The organism is Alteraquisediminimonas sediminicola (assembly GCF_019740335.1).
Lineage (GTDB): Bacteria > Pseudomonadota > Alphaproteobacteria > Sphingomonadales > Sphingomonadaceae > Alteraquisediminimonas > Alteraquisediminimonas sediminicola.
Window position 1 is genome coordinate 1 of record NZ_JAHXZS010000007.1, and the last position, 17,850, is coordinate 17,850.

At 57.0% G+C, this 17,850-nt stretch carries 20 protein-coding genes and 1 tRNA gene; 7 read left to right on the forward strand and 14 right to left on the reverse strand.

Features of this window, described 5'->3' with window-relative positions; genetic code table 11:
• The first annotated feature begins 387 nt into the window (after positions 1 to 387).
• Together K6117_RS12475 and K6117_RS12480 are read left to right on the forward strand one after the other, a co-directional pair.
• Positions 388 to 1,419 (forward strand): glycosyltransferase family 2 protein, encoded by a 1,032-nt coding sequence (locus K6117_RS12475; RefSeq protein WP_221795653.1) that lies wholly within the window; start codon positions 388 to 390, stop codon positions 1,417 to 1,419.
• 40 nt (positions 1,420 to 1,459) lie between these two features.
• Positions 1,460 to 2,941: an oligosaccharide flippase family protein gene (locus tag K6117_RS12480; RefSeq protein ID WP_221795655.1), complete on the forward strand. Its 1,482-nt coding sequence runs from the start codon at positions 1,460 to 1,462 to the stop codon at positions 2,939 to 2,941.
• Between the two features lie 15 nt (positions 2,942 to 2,956).
• Here the strand turns inward: K6117_RS12480 and K6117_RS12485 are convergent, their stop codons facing one another.
• Positions 2,957 to 3,385: a CBS domain-containing protein gene (locus tag K6117_RS12485; RefSeq protein WP_221795658.1), complete on the reverse strand. Its 429-nt coding sequence runs from the start codon at positions 3,383 to 3,385 to the stop codon at positions 2,957 to 2,959.
• A gap of 90 nt (positions 3,386 to 3,475) precedes the next feature.
• Here K6117_RS12485 and K6117_RS12490 point away from each other — a divergent pair, with 90 nt between their 5' ends.
• Both K6117_RS12490 and K6117_RS12495 read left to right on the forward strand, forming a co-directional pair.
• Positions 3,476 to 3,742 (forward strand): hypothetical protein, encoded by a 267-nt coding sequence (locus tag K6117_RS12490; protein ID WP_221795661.1) that lies wholly within the window; start codon positions 3,476 to 3,478, stop codon positions 3,740 to 3,742.
• A 95-nt stretch (positions 3,743 to 3,837) separates the two neighbouring features.
• Positions 3,838 to 3,911: transfer RNA gene (locus tag K6117_RS12495), tRNA-Gln, on the forward strand.
• Positions 3,912 to 4,067: 156 nt separating this feature from the next.
• On the opposite strand, the gene K6117_RS12500 is transcribed toward K6117_RS12495, so the two are convergent.
• The 5 genes from K6117_RS12500 to K6117_RS12520 form a co-directional block, all read right to left on the reverse strand.
• Positions 4,068 to 5,213: a phage portal protein gene (locus K6117_RS12500; protein WP_221795664.1), complete on the reverse strand. Its 1,146-nt coding sequence runs from the start codon at positions 5,211 to 5,213 to the stop codon at positions 4,068 to 4,070.
• Positions 5,200 to 5,745, reverse strand: a complete 546-nt coding sequence (locus K6117_RS12505; RefSeq protein ID WP_221795665.1) for an HK97 family phage prohead protease — start codon at positions 5,743 to 5,745, stop codon at positions 5,200 to 5,202. The genes K6117_RS12500 and K6117_RS12505 overlap by 14 nt, the downstream gene beginning before the upstream one ends.
• A complete protein-coding gene (locus K6117_RS12510; protein ID WP_221795668.1) occupies positions 5,745 to 6,965 on the reverse strand; it encodes a phage major capsid protein in 1,221 nt (406 codons plus the stop codon). The genes K6117_RS12505 and K6117_RS12510 overlap by 1 nt, the downstream gene beginning before the upstream one ends.
• Before the next feature lie 167 nt (positions 6,966 to 7,132).
• Entirely contained in the window at positions 7,133 to 7,924 is a 792-nt protein-coding gene (locus K6117_RS12515; RefSeq protein WP_221795671.1) for a hypothetical protein, read from the reverse strand.
• A gap of 112 nt (positions 7,925 to 8,036) precedes the next feature.
• The gene (locus K6117_RS12520) at positions 8,037 to 8,387 is read right to left on the reverse strand and encodes a hypothetical protein (RefSeq protein ID WP_221795674.1); all 351 of its coding nucleotides are present in this window, start codon (positions 8,385 to 8,387) and stop codon (positions 8,037 to 8,039) included.
• 38 nt (positions 8,388 to 8,425) lie between these two features.
• On the opposite strand from K6117_RS12520, the gene K6117_RS12525 reads away from it, so the two are divergent.
• Positions 8,426 to 8,704 carry a hypothetical protein gene (locus K6117_RS12525; protein ID WP_221795677.1) on the forward strand — a complete coding sequence of 93 codons (279 nt, stop codon included), beginning with the start codon at positions 8,426 to 8,428 and terminating at the stop codon, positions 8,702 to 8,704.
• A 2-nt stretch (positions 8,705 to 8,706) separates the two neighbouring features.
• Here the strand turns inward: K6117_RS12525 and K6117_RS12530 are convergent, their stop codons facing one another.
• From K6117_RS12530 to K6117_RS12555, 6 genes are all read right to left on the reverse strand, one after another.
• Positions 8,707 to 10,296: a terminase large subunit gene (locus K6117_RS12530; protein WP_221795680.1), complete on the reverse strand. Its 1,590-nt coding sequence runs from the start codon at positions 10,294 to 10,296 to the stop codon at positions 8,707 to 8,709.
• A complete protein-coding gene (locus tag K6117_RS14665; protein ID WP_425514716.1) occupies positions 10,296 to 10,676 on the reverse strand; it encodes an HNH endonuclease signature motif containing protein in 381 nt (126 codons plus the stop codon). The genes K6117_RS12530 and K6117_RS14665 overlap by 1 nt, the downstream gene beginning before the upstream one ends.
• Positions 10,669 to 10,881, reverse strand: coding sequence for a hypothetical protein (locus K6117_RS12540; protein ID WP_221795685.1), 213 nt, complete (start codon positions 10,879 to 10,881; stop codon positions 10,669 to 10,671). The genes K6117_RS14665 and K6117_RS12540 overlap by 8 nt, the downstream gene beginning before the upstream one ends.
• Before the next feature lie 58 nt (positions 10,882 to 10,939).
• Positions 10,940 to 11,896: a hypothetical protein gene (locus K6117_RS12545; RefSeq protein ID WP_221795688.1), complete on the reverse strand. Its 957-nt coding sequence runs from the start codon at positions 11,894 to 11,896 to the stop codon at positions 10,940 to 10,942.
• A 170-nt stretch (positions 11,897 to 12,066) separates the two neighbouring features.
• The gene (locus K6117_RS12550; protein WP_221795692.1) at positions 12,067 to 12,342 is read right to left on the reverse strand and encodes a hypothetical protein; all 276 of its coding nucleotides are present in this window, start codon (positions 12,340 to 12,342) and stop codon (positions 12,067 to 12,069) included.
• Positions 12,339 to 12,518 carry a helix-turn-helix domain-containing protein gene (locus K6117_RS12555; protein ID WP_221795695.1) on the reverse strand — a complete coding sequence of 60 codons (180 nt, stop codon included), beginning with the start codon at positions 12,516 to 12,518 and terminating at the stop codon, positions 12,339 to 12,341. The genes K6117_RS12550 and K6117_RS12555 overlap by 4 nt, the downstream gene beginning before the upstream one ends.
• A 106-nt stretch (positions 12,519 to 12,624) precedes the next feature.
• Here K6117_RS12555 and K6117_RS12560 point away from each other — a divergent pair, with 106 nt between their 5' ends.
• Together K6117_RS12560 and K6117_RS12565 are read left to right on the forward strand one after the other, a co-directional pair.
• Complete coding sequence (locus K6117_RS12560) at positions 12,625 to 13,248, forward strand: hypothetical protein (protein WP_221795699.1); 624 nt, start codon at positions 12,625 to 12,627, stop codon at positions 13,246 to 13,248.
• Entirely contained in the window at positions 13,232 to 14,398 is a 1,167-nt protein-coding gene (locus K6117_RS12565; RefSeq protein ID WP_221795704.1) for a tyrosine-type recombinase/integrase, read from the forward strand. The genes K6117_RS12560 and K6117_RS12565 overlap by 17 nt, the downstream gene beginning before the upstream one ends.
• Before the next feature lie 131 nt (positions 14,399 to 14,529).
• On the opposite strand, the gene K6117_RS12570 is transcribed toward K6117_RS12565, so the two are convergent.
• Both K6117_RS12570 and K6117_RS12575 read right to left on the reverse strand, forming a co-directional pair.
• The gene (locus K6117_RS12570) at positions 14,530 to 16,908 is read right to left on the reverse strand and encodes a TonB-dependent receptor (protein WP_221795707.1); all 2,379 of its coding nucleotides are present in this window, start codon (positions 16,906 to 16,908) and stop codon (positions 14,530 to 14,532) included.
• Positions 16,862 to 17,848, reverse strand: a complete 987-nt coding sequence (locus K6117_RS12575; RefSeq protein ID WP_221795711.1) for a FecR family protein — start codon at positions 17,846 to 17,848, stop codon at positions 16,862 to 16,864. Before K6117_RS12575 ends, K6117_RS12570 begins: the two co-directional genes overlap by 47 nt.
• Positions 17,849 to 17,850 lie beyond the last annotated feature (2 nt).

The following is a 17,850-nucleotide window of genomic DNA, read 5'->3' on the forward strand; positions in this document are numbered from 1 at the left end:
GTTTCCCGTCGTTTCGTTGCCGATCCGTGGGCCGTTCCGTGCAGTCCGTCGCTGCGGTGAACAGGCCTCTAAGACCACCCTCGATTCGGGTCAACCTCTTTGTTGCATATTTTTGACGAGAATTGACTTTGTTGAGTAAAAACAATAGCTTCATTATATGCTGTCACCCACTGCCGCACCGATGCGCATGCAAAGGGACATTACATCTCATGCGGGGTACTTCATGACGTTCGCGCTGATATATGGCTGATTTCCGGGCTTTCCCACGATATTACCCCACAGAACGGGACAAAAGACTCACCTCTTTTCTCCCCGCTGATATGATTCTTACCGACAGATGGGACGGCATAGACCGATGTTTAACCACCGATCAGTATCAATGATCTCATGTCCATAGTTGCACCGCTTACCCAATCCGGCCGCACACCGCGTGTTTGCGTTATCGTGCCTGCCTTTGGTGTTGCCCATTTATTGGCAGATGCGCTTGATTCGATGCTGGGTCAGCACTTCACCCAATGGGAGTGCATTGTCATTGATGATGGCGCACCCGATGATGTGGCAGGCGCCGTCCGCCCTTATCTGGCAGATCCGCGCATTCGCTTCCTTACCACCCCGAACCATGGCGTATCGGCTGCGCGCAATGCCGCCATCGCCGCCAGCCACGCGCCATTGATTGCGTTACTGGATGGCGACGACCTGTTCCGCCCTGCATATCTGGCGACCATGGTACCTTTATTGGAAGCCGATCCGGCGATCCGGTTCGCGACTTGTAATGCGATGATGTTTGGCGCTGTGTCTCAGCCGCGTTTATGCCTTCATAAGCCACAAGGCAGCAGCGATGGCGTACGGGGCAGTCTGACCGATGTACTGGATCGCAGCTTTGGCGTCTATATCGGCACCTGCTTTCGCCGGGTGGATTTCGATCGTATCGGCGGGTTCGACACCAGCATGACCCAAGCCGAAGATTTGGACCTGTGGGTTCGACTGATGCAATTGGGTGGCCATGCCTATTTCGTAGATCAGATATTGGGGGATTATCGCGTTCGCGCCAATTCCGCTTCGGCCCATGCCGGACGGATGTTGATCGGCAATATGCGTGTGTATGAAAAGGCCCGCGCCACGCTGCCCGTGGACCATGTGGCGCAGCCACTGATCACGCAGCTGATCAACCATACCCAGTGCGCGATTAGTTTCGAACATGCGATGGACCGTGTCATCGATGGCGAAATCCAACGCGGATTGAACGAGCTCCGCCAAGTACGGACACTGGTCAATGGTCCGGTCTGGGCATGCTCATTCGCATTGTGGCGGATATTCCCGCAACTGGCGCAGCCGATGCTGCGCTGGCGGCGACGCTCGCATCGCCGGGGGGCGCAGCACAATGGCATATTGGCCGGTCGGGCCGACATCCCATCATGATGACCCAAATGACAGGATATGCCGCACCGGAGCCTAACCCATGCATATAATCTCGGTTCGCACGGCTGCGGCGTGGGCGCTGGTTTCGCAATATACGTCATTCACGTTGCAATTCATCACCAGCCTCGTGCTGGCGCGGTGGTTTATCACACCTGAAGAATTAGGATTGTTCTCGATTGCCTTTGCGGCAATCACTTTGGTCGCTTTCTTGCAGGATTTTGGTGTCACGCGTTACATTACCGGGGAGCGCGATCTATCCCTTGAAAAGCTGCAAATGGCTTTCACCGTTTCTGTCTGCTTTGCTTGGGGGATAGCGCTGCTCAGCATCCTGTCGGCTTGGCCGATCAGCTGGTTTTATGGCGATCCCCGGATGTTGCCGGTGACGCTGGTTATTTCCACCTCCTATATTTTCGTGCCGCTGGCGATTGTCCCACAGGCCATGTGCCAGCGACGGCTGGACTATAAATCGAACGCCATGATCGAAATGGGGGCGGCATTGGCTAATATGATCGCCGCATTGGGGCTGGCGATAGGTGGCCATGGCGCGTTGGCGCTGGCATGGGGCGCATTCGCACAACAAGCGGCACGACTGGTCATCAGCCAGTGGCGATCACGCGGCATGTGGCCATGGCCATTGCGGCTACATGATGCACAACCAATATTAGCCATTGGCGGCACCAATAGCATGCAGGCGGTGTGCAATTCTGTGATCGCCCGTGCGCCGGAACTGATGATCGGCCACCTGATTGGCAATGTCGCGGTCGGGCTGTTCGCCCGCGCATCCGGGCTGGCGCTGCAATTGCGGTTGCTGGTGTCCGGCGCAGTAACCGGCGTATTTTACCCCGCCTTCCGACAGGTCCGCGATCGGGGCGAACCGCTGGGTGCGCCATATTTACGCGTGGTCGCCGCCTATACCGGGATCAGCTGGCCCGCGTTGGCCGGGATCGCGACACTGGCCCAGCCGCTGGTGATGACGCTTTATGGCCAGCGATGGATGGAGGCTGCGCCCCTGCTGATCTGGCTCGCGCTGGCGCAACTCTGCTATGTCGCCCTCCCTCTTCATGCCGATCTGCCGATCCTGTTGGGCCGCATGCCCGCCATGATCCGACGGTTGCTCGTCGATACACTGGCCTCGATTCTGTTACTGGCACTGGCCGCGCCCTTTGGCATTGAGTGGGTCGCAATATCGCGGCTGGTTCATGGTCTGGTGTGGATCATGATCTACGCGCCGTTCATGCGCGCGATTTTGAACTTCAGTTGGCGAGACCTGATGCGTATTTACGCCAAAAGCTTCATCGCCACGCTGGCAGCGATTGTCCCGCTGCTGATGAGCTACGGCCTATGGCACGGCCCCCATGATGCCGGGCTCATGCAGGCATTGGGCGGGGCGATGGCGGGCATTGGCTGCTGGCTTGTGACATTATATGCGCTGCGTCACCCACTATTTACCGAGATCGCCTTGATGCTGGGCGATCTGCGTCAGGCATTATCAACGCCTCGCCGCACACGCGCCCAGCCATAAGCAACAGATGCCGCATCAAGCACTCGTAATATATTCGCGCATGGCAATGGCCTCGGCCTCGATCTGATCGATGCGGCGTTTGACGAGATCCCCGATCGACACGAAACCGACCATCCGATCTCCTTCAACCACCGGCAAATGCCGCATCCGGCGACGTGTCATCAGGCTCAGCGAACCGATCACCGTCGTCGTTGGTTCGACCGTCACCACCGGCGTGGTCATCAGGTCTTTCGCCTGAAGGGTGAGCGCACTCGCCCCATCCCGTGCGAGAATGCGCAGCACATCGCGTTCGGACAAGATGCCGACAAGCTTGGCGCCATCCAGCACCGGCACAGCGCCGATGCGCCTTTCCGCCAGCAGGCCGACCACATCCGACACCAAAGCCTCTGGCGCAACGCTGACGATTGAATCGGTACGTCCTGCGATGATGGCTGCAATCGTCATATGCGTCTCCCCTCAGAGTCATTACTGGAAATACGGAGCTGAATCGCATTTCCTGCTTGATGATCACATGATCGGCGCGCAAATGAAAGCATGGAAAATCCAATTCCCGCATCCCAAACCGCCCTTCGTCGCCGCTACAAACGCATGATGGCGTGGATGGTGCTTGCCACCATTGCCACGGTGATCGGTTCTCTCGGCTTTCTTTATATGGCGATTGGCGCACTCCCTATACATATGGTGATCGCCACCTGCGTCGGCGTCGGCCTTTCGGTGCTGCTTGGTTCAGTGCTGATGTTGCTGGTGTTCATCAGCAATGCATCCGGCCATGATGCGGATGTGAACATGCCTGAAGAGTGAGGCAACCCGCTCGCCTCACCCCATTTCATCATCCCGCTGCGCAAAAGCGCGTTGACAGCTTTTGCAACAGCCCTTATCGGGCAACCCAACAGCGCTGCCCTGTCGTCTAATGGTAAGACCACGGACTCTGACTCCGTTAATTGAGGTTCGAATCCTCACGGGGCATCCAACTGTTACTCCACAAAATCATATACTTACATCAAGCCGAATCGCAAATGATCGGCAATCCCGTGTTGCATCCTTGTCGCACGCTTTTCTGCCGATTTCCGCCATTTCCGATAGGCTCCCGGCGGCTCCATGCAACAAATCCGCAACATGGAAGTGGTCATAACGCCTTTGATTCGCCGCGTTTGTTCCAGCCTTCAATCTGGCGAACTTCATCAGGATCAAGCACGCCGGTTTCGAGCGCGATCTTATGCGCGTTCCAACGGGTTTCTGGATCACCGCGCAGGAAGCCCGAAAGATCCAGTTCCAGTTCGAAATTGTCACCGGCAGGGAAAACAGAACGGGCGAACTCTGCCTCGATCTTGCGTGCCCAAGGTGCCAAGCAGAACGTAGCGAACCACAGGCCCGCTTGTGCGGCATTGGTAAAGGTGTTGTTCTCATATGCCTGCACAATCGGCGGGGGCACCTGAAACAAGCGGCAGATCTCGACCACGCCGAACTTGCGGGTTTCGAGCAGTTCCGCATCCTCTGGCGAGATTTGCGACGGCTTCCACGTCATGCCGCCATCAAGAATGAGCGTGCGGCCCGCATTTTGTGCGCCTGCATGTAGGTAAGTGAATGCATCCCGCACCCGCTCGCGTTGTGCCGCACCCATTGCTTGGGGCACCTCGATGACGCCGCTAGGGCTAGCGCCATTAGCAAGGAAAAATGACGCGTGCTGATTAGCGGCCTGCACCCCTGCAACCGTCTCAGCGGCCCGTGACAGGCGCGAACGGCCAATGATGCCATCATCAGTCCTATCGCGCAGGTGAAGCACCTCGCCTTCCAACAGGCGACGGGTGCGGCCCTTGCCATCCGATACATCATAGGCCAGCCGCCCGCTTGACAGTTCGGAAACGGTTACAAAAGACCAAGGGATATGACGAAAGCCCGAAAGCTGCCCGGTGTCGCCCCGCACGATCTCCGCAAGTCCGTTGCCGGTCAGCAGCGACGATGCGATGAAGTGTTCCAGAAAGTCGGGCCATGTCATGCTTGAATTGGCACCGGCACGCACAATCTTGCCCAATGGATGCGCCGTTGTCTCAGTCCGATTACCGTCTTGGTCACGACGATAAACAAGCGCAGGGACATAGGCCAAAGCGGTCGAGATGGCGTTGACGCACGCCAGCACCGTCGAGAGGTTTTCAGCAGCGCGTGCAGAGACATTAGACCCAGCACCGACATTTGACGCCAGCGCCGCCCATGACGGGTCGTGAGCGCGTTTTTCATAGCCCATGCGGGCCAGCATGTTGTCAATCAACTGCACGGCTCACCTCCGCCAGAATAAGCGCCCGCTTGCGTCGATTGGCTTCCGCGCCGGTCATCAGCGCACGAAGGGCAATCTCAGTGTCGGGATATGCGGGCCATGCCTGCACGATAGAGATTTCCCGCAGCGCAATCTTGCTCAGGGTGCGAATATTGCCGTTCCAGCTTTCGCCGCCTTTGGGAATCATGAAGCCAAAGCTCATCCCGCCCAGATCATCCCGTTCGGCCAAAGCGAGAATATCACGCCCCGCCTGAGTGTCGGGAAGGTCGAGCGAGAACTTGAGGCCCTTGCTATCCTCAGACAGGCGCAAGGTGCCGGAACGGGTCCGACCAAGCACTTTGCCGGGGTCATGGTCGAGCATGGCGAGAACATCGCCCGCCAATGCGTCACGGAACGCACCGGGGGCGATTGTCTCTTTGAAGCTGCCCAAGTCAGCCTCAGACCCGAAGGTGGCGGCATACCCCTCGATACGCCGCCCAGCGGTGCGAACCTCCGTAAAGGCCCGTCGTTCAAGAGGTGCCGCCACAGTCATTACGCGATGCCCACAGCAGCAGTCGTCACGTCCTCAATGGAGACGAACGCCTTAGGGTTGCGAACAGCAGTATCAACCGTTGCCATTGCGCGAATGCTGATATTGCCCTTGCTGTAGGCGGTTGCCTCATAAGGGTTCACCAGAATGTCGATTTCCGACCAAATGCCGATAAGCAGTTCCGACCAATCGCCATAGATCAGGCCATGTTCCGTGCCAGCGCCAAGCGTTTTGGGCATCTGGTTAGTGAACGTCACCGCCTCATTGTGGAAGATGGCAGGCACGCCCACCGGCAATTTATTCGCGTCCAGTTCCTTAAGACAGATCTCGCGAACTTCCGGGGTTGTCAGGAAGGCCCGACGCGCACCGACGTTTTCAATATCAGCCTTGCCGATGGCAACTGCCGTGCTCGTGAACAGGTCGGTTGCATAAGCGTGCGTCTGGATATTGGCAGTCGAAAGGACGCCATCAGGTTCATTAGCACCGCCGCCCAGGATTGCAGCACGGTCGATAGCCAGGGCGAGATTGCGGGCCAGCATTTGACGCAACAGGGCTTCCACGTCTGGCGATGCCTGCATCAGCATATTACGCGACCATTCGGACATTGCGCCCGCATGTTTTGGGGTCAGCGATACCTTGTCAAAGTTCGCATCATCCGGGGTCAGTGCAGCGTTTTCAGCCACCCAGCCAATCGCAGGCGAATCCGTCTCGCGGGGAATGTCCACATTGCCGACAAGACCCGACAGGACGCGAGCACCAAGGCCACGAACGACGGATGAAGCCACCAGCGCGTTGATATACTGGTCGGGGCGATGATCGGTCGAGACAAGCTCAGCGCCCGCCGTCGTCGTCAATACCCGCTTTTCCATCACTTCCATCGGAATGTAGATGCCTTGCGCCGAACGGCCCGCACGCTTGGCAAGTTCCACCTGCACTTCGCGTTCAAAGCCCCAATCAACACCAAGGCCAGCAGCGCCAGCAATGGCACGCCCGATATTAAAGCGGGTGCGGATTTCGCTTTCCAACTTGGCATCGCCATTGATCGGCTTGCCCGGTTCCGAGCGGTCGGCGGCATCAATCTTGCGTTGGCGGTCAAGTTTGGCGTCATGGAAGCGCAGTTCATTTTCCGCTGCCGTGAACGCCTCGCCATTGTCCGATTCATGGGCGGCAGTCATGCGAGCGACGATTGCCGCCCGTTGTTCAATCAAGTCACTCGTTTTCATGGTATCACTTTCTATCGAGCCGGGGGTTTTGAGGCCCCCGGCGTTGAGATTGCCGACGTCTCCCGACGTGAGCGGAACATGCGCGAACGCTGCAACCGGCAGGCAGAACAGCCAAACCGACAGCAAGCGCCGCGCAATCTTGTTGGATATGTTGGCCTTGCGGGCCATTAGGCGGCATCATCCGTGCCGTCGTCGTCACCAGCGAGGGACGCCGCGACATTTTCCAGCGCCCCGATGATTTCATTCTTGCGGGCGTTGAAAGCCTGAATATCGTCCGGGGTGTTCGGCAGGTTTTTCGCCATCTCCGCGATGGAGCGCAACTCAGATTTGACGTCTTTTGCCGTCGCTTCGTCGGCCCGGATAATGTCCCGAACTACGTAAAACAGCACTATGCCCGAAAATGAGACGCTCCGTTTAACGTCATTCTGCCAATGCCCGGCGAGTGGGGTGGTTTCATGAAAGCGAGTCGTGCAAAGGCCATCTGGCGAGCCGTGATCATCAAACAGGGGAATGCTTGCATAAAATTCGGGCCAGTTGGTGCAAACCTCATAAATTGCATTCGCATGGTAAGGGCGGAAAGTTGGAACGGTTGAGGCATCATTGGATATTTGATCGTAGGTCAGCCCAATAACCGTCGCCAAGTAATCGCCCGCAAGGTGGCGTGCAGCGCGGTTGACTTGATCATCAAGAGAAGCGGCAACCGAAATTTCGACCATGCCATTTTCGCGCAGATCGGCATAAAGCTGAGCAGTCCGGGTTGCCTCTTTGACGTTCGGTGCAGCGAGCACTGCAAAAATGGCAAGGGCGATATGATGCTCGTCAACATGCGGCACGGCACGGCCAGAGGCCACCGGCAACAGGCCATCGTCCTGCAACTGGCGCAGCTTTTGACGCACCGTTGCAAGCGGCTCTTTAAGCCGTTCGCTGAGAATCTTTGTCAGTTGTGATACAGTCGCCATGCCTAATCTCGCTTTGATTTAGATTCTGATAACCGAAAACAAAAAACAAGTCAAGCGAATTGGAACAGGTGCAGAACGTTCCCCCGCCCGCCAATGCGGGGGACAATCTTAATCAGTGGCGCGCCAGTCGGTGCCCGTCTAGAGCGAGAACGGCCACGATCTCTTGGCACTTATACCAGCCCTCATGTATCGCTTCTTCGTGAAAAACGGCCAGCTTCTGGGCGAGTCCCCGCAAGTCTGTAGCAGGGGACAGCAGCAGCCGATTAAGAGCCGTTGAGTGCGCGGCACTGAGGCGGTTCTCTAACTCTTGTGGCAAATCTTCCCTGAATGTGGCGGGATTATAGAAAGCCATCTCCAGTTCCGCTTTCGCATAGCGATACGCAGCATAAAGCTCATCGGCAGATGGTTCGGCAATTTCATGAATTGTGCAGACGGATTCCGCCTGTAGAGTATTGGTAGCCATGATTGATCTCCATAGGATCGGTTGTGGTTAGGTCCGGCATGGCGTTGGCGCGCCGTGTCGGGCCGTTTGGATTAGCGCATAAATCAGGGAATCCGTCAATGTTTGAAGTGGGTAAAACATACCGCATTACTACAGGCACCGGTGATGCAGAGGGGTATTCAAGCTACACGGTGCTAGATTATGATGCTCCGCTTCTTAAAGTCGAAGGGGGTGCTGGTATTTCGATTTTTAATACGCATAGCCCTAGTTTTGTGTCGGCTGAACTACATCAGAACGATGCCAATCCGCAGTCGACCATTTTTATTGACCTTGACTGAGGTTAAATCCACATCGGCCCATCGCCCTGATAGACTTTCGGCCCCTCATCGGTAGCCGCTAGTCCGCAGGCCATGATTGCCGCAACAATCCCGTCGATCCGGTCAAGGCTCTTAGCCTTGGTCGGCTTGCGGTTGCCGGTTGGATCAGTTTCCACAATGACATTGCCAGCTTGCCAACGCAGCAGCGGGTTTTCGTTATGCTGCATCTGCCGGTTCAACACGGCCCGTTCGAACGCATCCACCGCAGACGCGTAGGATTTAAAGCCCGGAATGAATGGTGTCATCGGCAGGTCAATGCCTTCATCACTCAGCAGCTTGCCCAAGTCCTCAAAGCGCCAGCGATCATAGGCGATGCCCTGCACGTCATAGGCCTGCCGGATCTCTGCCAACTGGCGAGCGATAGCAACGCGGTCGGTTGCGCGTCCCGGTGTCCGTTCCATCCATCCGGCATCGGCCCAGCGATCATAGGGCACCCGGTCACGCTCGACGCGCTCGCCAATGGTATCATTCGGCACCCAATGCCAGACAAGCAGCTTGCCTTCATCGGGGAAGTAGAGAGCCAGCGAAGTTAAATCGCGAGTCGAACTCAGATCAAGCCCGCCATAGCAACGCTTGCCTTCCAACTCGTGCACGTCGAACGGCTCGCCGTTGGCATCCCAATCGGCCTGTTCGATGAAACGGCCTTCCGCTGCAATCCGTTGATTGAGATTCAACAGGCGAAACGATGGCGCGAATGATGGCGAGCGCATTGCACGCGATGCCGCATCGGCGAACTGTTCCTCATTCAGGAAGGCACCAAGCGCAGGATTCGCCGCCTGCCATGCTGCCGAGTCGTCAAGGGCGCAGTCTTTCGGTGCGGTGTGTAATTGGACATAAACGGTCGGGTTAGGCTCAGCGTCGAGCATTTCGGAAAAGAAGTGCAGGTCATCCGCCGCTTGGGTCGAGATGGTCACGCCAAGCGCCGATGCACGCTTGCCCATGCCGGTCGCCAGATTGTCCCAAAGTTCACGGCTTCGCCATTGCGCCACCTCGTCGGCAATCCAGAACGACGGGGCAAGGCCATGCGCCTTCCGTGCGTCCGACGTGAGCGCCCGCCAAATAGACTGCGATTCCTCGTCAATGATTTCCTTGTGCCAATCCTTGATGTTTACCCGCGCAGCCATCCAAGGCACCGCCTCGATATAGGCCCGCGCCATGCGATACAGGACGCCCGCCTGTTCACGGTCAAGCGCAGCGGCATAGCATTCGCCATAGGGTTCGGTCATCGGGCCAAGCAGGTGCGCCAGTGACAGGCCCGCAAGGATTGCAGATTTGCCATTGCCGCGTGCGACAGACAGCGCAGCGAGCCGAACACGACGACGCCCTAAATCATCCACATCGGAATAGATCCCACGAACGAACTGTTCCTGAAAGTCGAGCAGCTCCATCGTCTCGCCAGCCTTCAAGCCGGAGACAATCGGCAGACTCCGCAGGAAGGCCAATACCTGTTCAGCAGGCGGCATCCCCTCTTGCTCCCAAGGATGCGACACTATCGCAGGTGCAGCTTTAGCAGCGGCTCGCAACCGGCCCGCGCCGGGTCCACGCTTGCCCATTAGCGACGGCCCTTAGAAACTAATTGATTTCGAAGGTTCCGTGTCGGTCCTATGTCGCCAGCCCTGAGCGATTTCCAAGGGTGCGCCGGGTCGAGTGGCGAGCCGTCCGGGTTGCATCCCTTCCTTGGCTTTGTACTCTTGATTGCGCCCGCCTCGATGCCGCGTGCCGTCTTTGCTGAGTGACAGGCAGGGCAATATGACGCCAAGCCATCATGATCGGGGAAGGCAGAGCCGCCGTCGCTGATAGGCTTGATATGGTCAACGGTATTCGCCACGACGAGACGCCCGATTGCATGGCACCCGCGACACAGTGGTTCAATCGACAGGTGAGCACGACGAAGCCGCGCCCATGTTGACGTATTGTAAGGCCAATCAGCCATTCTCACCGCCCACAATGGCGATGACGCCCAATTTCTTGATGGATGCCGCAATGATCACCGCACGCGACTTTGGCACGCCATGCAAGCGAAGTGCGCCCTCGATCTCGCGAACTGTTAGGGGTCGGCTGATATGGTCGAGCATCGTCAGGGCACCGTCGCGCTGGTCGGTATTCATCCCCTCGATAATGGTAATCGGTTCAATCATTCGGGTCGCTCCATTTTGCGAGCCAATCAGGATCTTTGCACAATCTCAGTGAGTGCGATCATTGATAGGCGGTGCGATTAAGGTGGTTCAGAAGCGCGGCCATCTTTGGTGCAGGCAGTTCAAACGTGCCGCCAATGACGCTAGACAGGTCCGATGCGTTGACGCCGATCGACGATGCCAGTGCCTTGCGCTTGCTGCTATTGGACTTGGACAAGAACTCGGTTAGTCGGTTGTGCAGCAGTTGCGATATGTCCGCTTCACCGGCTCGCAGGCCAGCCGCCGCCTTGCCGCCTTTAATGGCGTCGGCGTCTGGCAAACCGTCACAGCATGCGCTGCCAGATGGTATATCTATATGTGTAGCGAAATCCCGGACGATATGATTTGGCTGTTTTCCGCCATTTCCTGAAAAACGCGTAGCGGATTCCTGCACGCTATCATTATCAACAGGCCCATTATTAGGGGTCAGCGTATGGAATTTCGCTACGCGTTTGCTTTCGAGCGTAGCGTTTTCCGCTACCGTGCTTTTTTGTGAAGTTACGTTTTGCCGATGACGTTTCAAGACCCTGCAACCGGCTTCCATGCGCCTGATTGCCTTTTTGTTTTCCGGGTCCGGCATGGCGTTCAGATAGTCATTCGTCGGGCCAGCCTTAATGCAGGGAGCACTCTCCCACGTCAGACGCCAGCACCTAGCGCGAGAGCCATCACCGGCCTTGCGTGCGAAGTGCGCATCCTGAGTGCAGGAGATAAATCCCATTTTCTCCAGTTCATCGAAAGCATTGCTTGCGGCAGTGGTGTCAGCAACGCCCATTCGGTCGGCGGCATCGCGCACCGACAGGAACAACTCCCCATTGTTCCTGCCATTGTGAATCATCTTAAGTTCGACAAGCAAAGATCGGGCATTAGGGGAAAGTGTCCGATATGCTTGCGTCTCTAAAAATGAATGATCGAGTTGAACAAAGCGCCGACTGGATGGATTGCGTCCTTTGACGTTGGTCCGCCTCTTAGGCTCAGCCATCAATCACCGCCCATCTGGTTCACGCCCATCATGTTCCGCATCGGCGCTATCAGAAAAGCGAAGTTGCAGCTTTTTGCGTGCGGGAGTATGAACTTTGGGTCGCGCTTCCATAGACGACACAAGGGCTGTCAGCGTTGCCGCGCTGGCAGTCCTTTTTTGTGGTTGATAATTCATGCGGCACCCCCAATCGACAGCGCCTCATTGATCAGCCCCTTGATGACATCGCTGCCAAGCGATTCGAACTCGTCGTCCTGAGTGCAGATATGCGACAGCTTCCGAACGAACTGGTCGCCAGTGGATGCGCGGACATTGATCAGGCGTTGGTAAGCCGCGATGTAGTCACACTGCACACGCTCGCCCGCTTCGCTATCTTCATCCTTGCAGGTGTTCAGCGCGTGTTCGGCCAGCCTGTAATCAGCCAGCACTTTCTCAAATTCGCCGTTCATGCCGCCACCTCCGAGCGGAACGCAGCTTCCAATTCAGACTTGCGGAAAAACAGGCGCTTGCCCTTGCGAATCACCGGCAACCGGCCATCCTCAGCCATGTGATAAATCTGGCGCTCAGTAAGCCCCGTATATTCAGCGGCCATCTTGGCCCCTGCAATAAGATCCTGTTGAAGCACTTTGAAACCTCCTAATAGTGAAAGGGTGCCGTTACCTTATTGTGGCACTTGAACCATGTCAATGTTAAATGGTAACGGTGCCTTATCGTTATTACCGGAGAGTGCCTTGGAACTGACATTTGCCCAAGTCGAGCGAGCCTTGGCGCTCACATATAACATCGCAGATGATAAGCGAACTGCATTCAGCGCACGCCTTAAGCACCTGCAAAAGTTGAAATTTCCACCGGGAATAAATACCGGGCGAGGACGTGCCGCGACATATAATGTTGGGCATCTCTTTCTAATGGGCGTTGTGCTAGAACTTAACCAACTTGGCCTAAATCCCGAAAGAGCAACTTTCGTCATCAATGATGATATGCGGGCAGTAGCGCAAGCAGCCGCCATGGCAGCGCGGGCTGGGCCACCCCAAAATGGATATGAAAATCCGGTCTTACTTTATTTGGACCCAGCCTGTTTGAGCGATCTTATGATTGACTCTCCAAGGGGAGATAGAGCCGCATCATCATTTTTTTATGCTGGTCTTGGCCTCGCGATGGAAAGCTTCTCATCATGGCTAAAACAAGGAATGACCAGAATTGCGTTCTTTAGTGTTTCAGCTTTGATATATGATCTGGCATCATATCTATCCCCCCAGACAGAAACGACAAAACAAGACTTCTACGCAGAATTACAAGCATGGGCTTATAACCAAATCGACGTTGAGGACGGATTGAATGACAGCAATCCGTAAACGCGCATGGACCACGCCAGCCGGTGAGGAAAAAACCGCTTGGCAGGTCGATTATAAAGACGGTGCAGGCAAGCGCCGGTCAAAGCAATTCGCCCGCAAGAAAGAGGCTGAGGCTTGGCTCGTCAGCGCCGCTTGGCAGGTCAGCCAAGGAACACACACGCCAGACAGCCAATCAATCACCGTCGAAAAAGCCGCCGATTTATGGTTGGCGCGGGGTCGTCGTGAAAAGCTGGAAGGCTCGACCTTGGCTGCATATGAACAGCATGTCCGTCTCCATATCCTCCCACTATGTGGCGATAGGAAACTGTCTCAGATCACCCGGCCTATGGTTGAGGAATGGCGTGATAAGTTGGTTGATAATTTATCGCGCCCGATGGCATCGCGCGTCCTACGGTCCCTAAGCGCGATTGTCGCAGAAGCGCAGCGCCGGGGCTATGTCGCGCAGAATGTCTGTGCTGGCGTTCAAGTCCGCAAGGCGCAGCGCGATAAGGTCAAGGCCATCATTCCACCTAAGACCGAACTCAAGGCGTTGATTGAGGCTGCAAGGGCATCAAACGCGCCAATGGCTCCCCCGCTCGTAATGACGCTCATATTTACCGGCTTGCGTGCGTCTGAATTAAGAGGGTTGGCTTGGCGGTCGATTGACCTAAACAATGCGACACTGACAGTTGACCAACGCGCCGATGACAAAGGCGTGATAGGCCCGCCAAAATCCGCAGCGGGTCATAGGACGATACCCCTGCCCTCGGTCCTTGTCAGCGCATTGCGTGTCTGGAAACTGCAATGCCCTGCATCAGACGCGGGACTTGTCTTTCCTTCCATTGCCTCAAAAGTGATGACGTATCGCTATATGTCGCTGAACGTGCTCGCGCCGGTCCAGATCAACGCGGGACTGTTCACCGCGATCAAGAATGACGATGACGAACTGGTTAAAGATCCGCGCTACACAATGCACGACTTCCGCCATGCCGCCGCCTCTTTGTGGATTGAACAGCGGGTCAATCCAAAGCGGGTCCAAAGCTGGATGGGGCATTCATCAATTCAGGTCACATTCGACACATACGGCCATCTGTTTGATCAGGCAGATCAGGATTCAGCAGTAGCAGAGGCAGTTCAACGCGAGGTGTTAGGCGACACACTTGCAACATAGATGCAACATGGAGCCTATTTTTCCCTGTTTTCCGTTGGGTATTAGCGGACTCTGACTCCGTTAATTGAGGTTCGAATCCTCACGGGGCATCCAACTGTTACTTTCCCAAGCATTGCGCGCAACGCACCGATTTAATGCCAGCGCAGGTTGAGCATCACCGCGCGTGGCCGCAGCATCACGCTTTGACGCGCCTGCGGGAATGAGAACGGATTGCCATAAGCGAACGTCTCGGCATGGCTGTTCAACATATTCTGCACCGTCAGGCCAATGTGCCATGGGCCGCGCGTGGCATAAGTCGACAGGCTGAGCGTCCCGTACGTCCCCACCCGGCGATCAAGCGCGGGATCAAGGCTGAGATGCGTCGGCCCGACGATCACCCCATGTAGCCCCACATCACCCCGCCATGCACCAAGCGGAAAACCGCGCTCAATCGACAGATGCGCCTTATAGGCCGGGACCACTGGCAATGGGCGATCCGCCGCGATCTCCAGTCCGGCCGCCGGCTTCTCAACCCGTGCATGCTGCCATGATACGCCGCCCGACAGGTCCCAATCCTGCCGGAACGTCCATTTGGCCAATGCATCAATCCCATAGATCAACGCGCGGCCACTATTGCGGGTGGCCACCAAACCGCTCGGCAACAGGTAATCCGACTGGATATCCTTCCATCGGCTGCCATAGATCACGCCTTCCGTCGAGAATGTGCGGTCAACACTATGCCAGCGTCCGCCAAGTTCCAGCGACCGCAATTCATCCGAAGCAAATTCGGACTGGGACAGCGGCGCGAATGAACTCAAACCGCGCGGTCGAAACGCACTTGCGGCGCGGAGAAAATAATAATGTTGCGGGTTCGGCTTATAAATAAGCGATGCGCTGGGTGAAACGCCACGACGTCGCGATTTCAAAAGCCGCATCTCGGTCGCGTCGGTTTGTTCATTGCGAATATCGGTCGCAAACAGCCGCGTGCCCACCTCCACCGCCCATAGCGGCGACAAATCCACCCCCAGATCTCCGAATAGCGCCCATTCGCGCGCCTCCTGATCAAGTGTACCGACTGTCATGCTTGGCTGATTAGGACCTGTCAGTTCCGCTTCCATATCGGTCACCGCCCGCAAGAACGAACCGCCCAGCATCCAGCGCAGGCCATCGCCACGGCTGGTCAAGCGCAACTCCTGATTGAAGACATGGTACATGCGATCGTCATGGAACAGGATCGGCGCAGCCATGCCGAATGTCGCGGCGGCAGGGCTGGCATCCAATGCGCTGTCCACTTCATGCGCGGTCCAGCTCGTTGTCGAGAACAGATCGACATCGCCAATCCGCCCGGTGATGCCCAGACGGATATTGGTGAAATCATTATCATGGGGTTCTGGCAATATCCCGCTGCGCGACCGCTTAGCCGTCACATAGCCTGTATCCGGCACATATTGGCTATCCTTGACGCGCAGGCATTGCAGCGTTCCGCCCAGATCGACATTCCAATCGGCATCGGGCCGCCAGCGCAAGGCCAGACGCAGGCCGGACAATTTTGACCCATTATTGTTATCACCATGGGGCCGATCATTATCGATCCAGCCCGGTTCGGTCCCGCCATAAGCGACAGCGCGCATGGCCAGCGTGTCCTGCAATATCGGCAAGTTCAGCATTGCCGATCCGCTGACCCCCGCACCGCCATGGGACAAGGTCTCCACTCCGACCGAGGCGCTCGCGTCGATATTGTCGAATTGAGGCCGGGCAGGCACGATCCGGTACACACCACCCAGCGCCCCCGTGCCATAAAGCGGCCCCTGCGGCCCTTTAAGCAATTCGATCCGGTCAATGTCGATCAGCCGCAAATCAGGGTCGGGCGCGTTGAACGTCACCCGCGCATCGTCCAGCAGCACCGCCACCGTGGACTGCGTTTCCCCGTTGAACGGGCTATCCCCCACCCCGCGTAAAAACGGGCGATTGCGGCCCGGGCCGATGTTGCTGAGCGCCAGACTGCTATCAAGGCTCGCCACTGCTGCCGAATCCGGCAGGCTCGACAGCCGCGATAGCATCAGGCCCGAAATCACCGCCGAATCAATCGGCGTCCGGTCCAGCGGATCGGATCGTTTGGCCGCCGTCACGACAATATCGGCTTGCGGCACGGGAGCAGGGATAATGCCCAAGGACGTCCCCGCCTCTGGTATATGACGGGGAATGGGCGTGGTCAGTGCTGGTGCATGTTCCAGCCGCCACACATTCGGCCCGGCCGCCACCGCGACATAGCCCGTTCCGATCAGCAAGCGCCGCAGTGCCTCATGCACCGTCAGGCTACCCCTGATCGCCCGGACCTGAAGATGTGGTAGACTGCCCGGCATGCCAATCGACACATGGACCTGCTCGGCAAGGCTGATCAGCGCGTCTTGGAGCGTGCCCGCAGGGAGGGAAATCTGTTGTTCGACGCCCACCGCCTCGGCAGGTAGCGCGAAGGCGACAGATTCAAGGCATATTGCCAGCGCCAAGGCGCGCATCGCGGCCCTGCTCATCCAACGGCAAATCCATGAGGTTCGCGAGATTTGGGGCAAGCTGGCTACCATCTCCGATCGTCAACACCCCTGAGAAACGACGCTCCGCATGCTGCGGCACGACAGTAATCCTGTTCGGCGCATAGCGGTTGATATCTGCCACGACCAGACGCAAAGGTATATTATCGTATATCAATCGACCGTTACGCCAACTGGCGACACTATCGGGATCGACCTTGAACCGCTCGATCCTTGCTTGTCCGCCCTCTTCGGCCACATCGATTCGATCGCCCGGCAAGGCTTTCAAACGCGCCATGCCCGGCCCTGTGATGTCAACCGAACCGCTGGCCACGCTGATCGTCAAATGGCCATGGCCGCGACTAACCGCGAATTCAGTGCCGAGATCATGGATCTGATATGCCCCGGCGGACACATTGAAGGGATGAGCCGCATCATGCTTGACCGTAAACATCGCGCTGCCCTGTGCCAGTTCAATCGAGCGGGGATTATCATCGGCATAAGTGATCCGGCTATTGCCATCGAGGGCGATATTGCTGGCATCCGCCAGCTGCACGACCCGGCTTTCACCGCGCCCGGTCTCGACCTCGATCCGGCTGGACCATGGGTTGCTCACCAGCAATGATGCACTGCCCACCAGCACCGCAACCGCCGCGGCAACGCCTGCACGCCGCCAAAGCGGGATCATCGGCATATCGTCATTGGCGGCAATCGGCTTGGATGGCGCTGTCGGTGCAGGCGTCGGCAACAATGTCACTACATCGGCCATAGAGGCGAGATGCTGGTCCACCAGTATATCGAGGGCAATCACTTGGTCATAGGCAGGACGATGCAGCGGGTCCGCCTCCAGCCATGCGGCAAAGCCGTCATAGTCTGGCGCGTCACCTTCCAGCCGCACATGCCATTCGGCTGCGCTGTCCAGAATTTGCTGCGAAATCGACATGC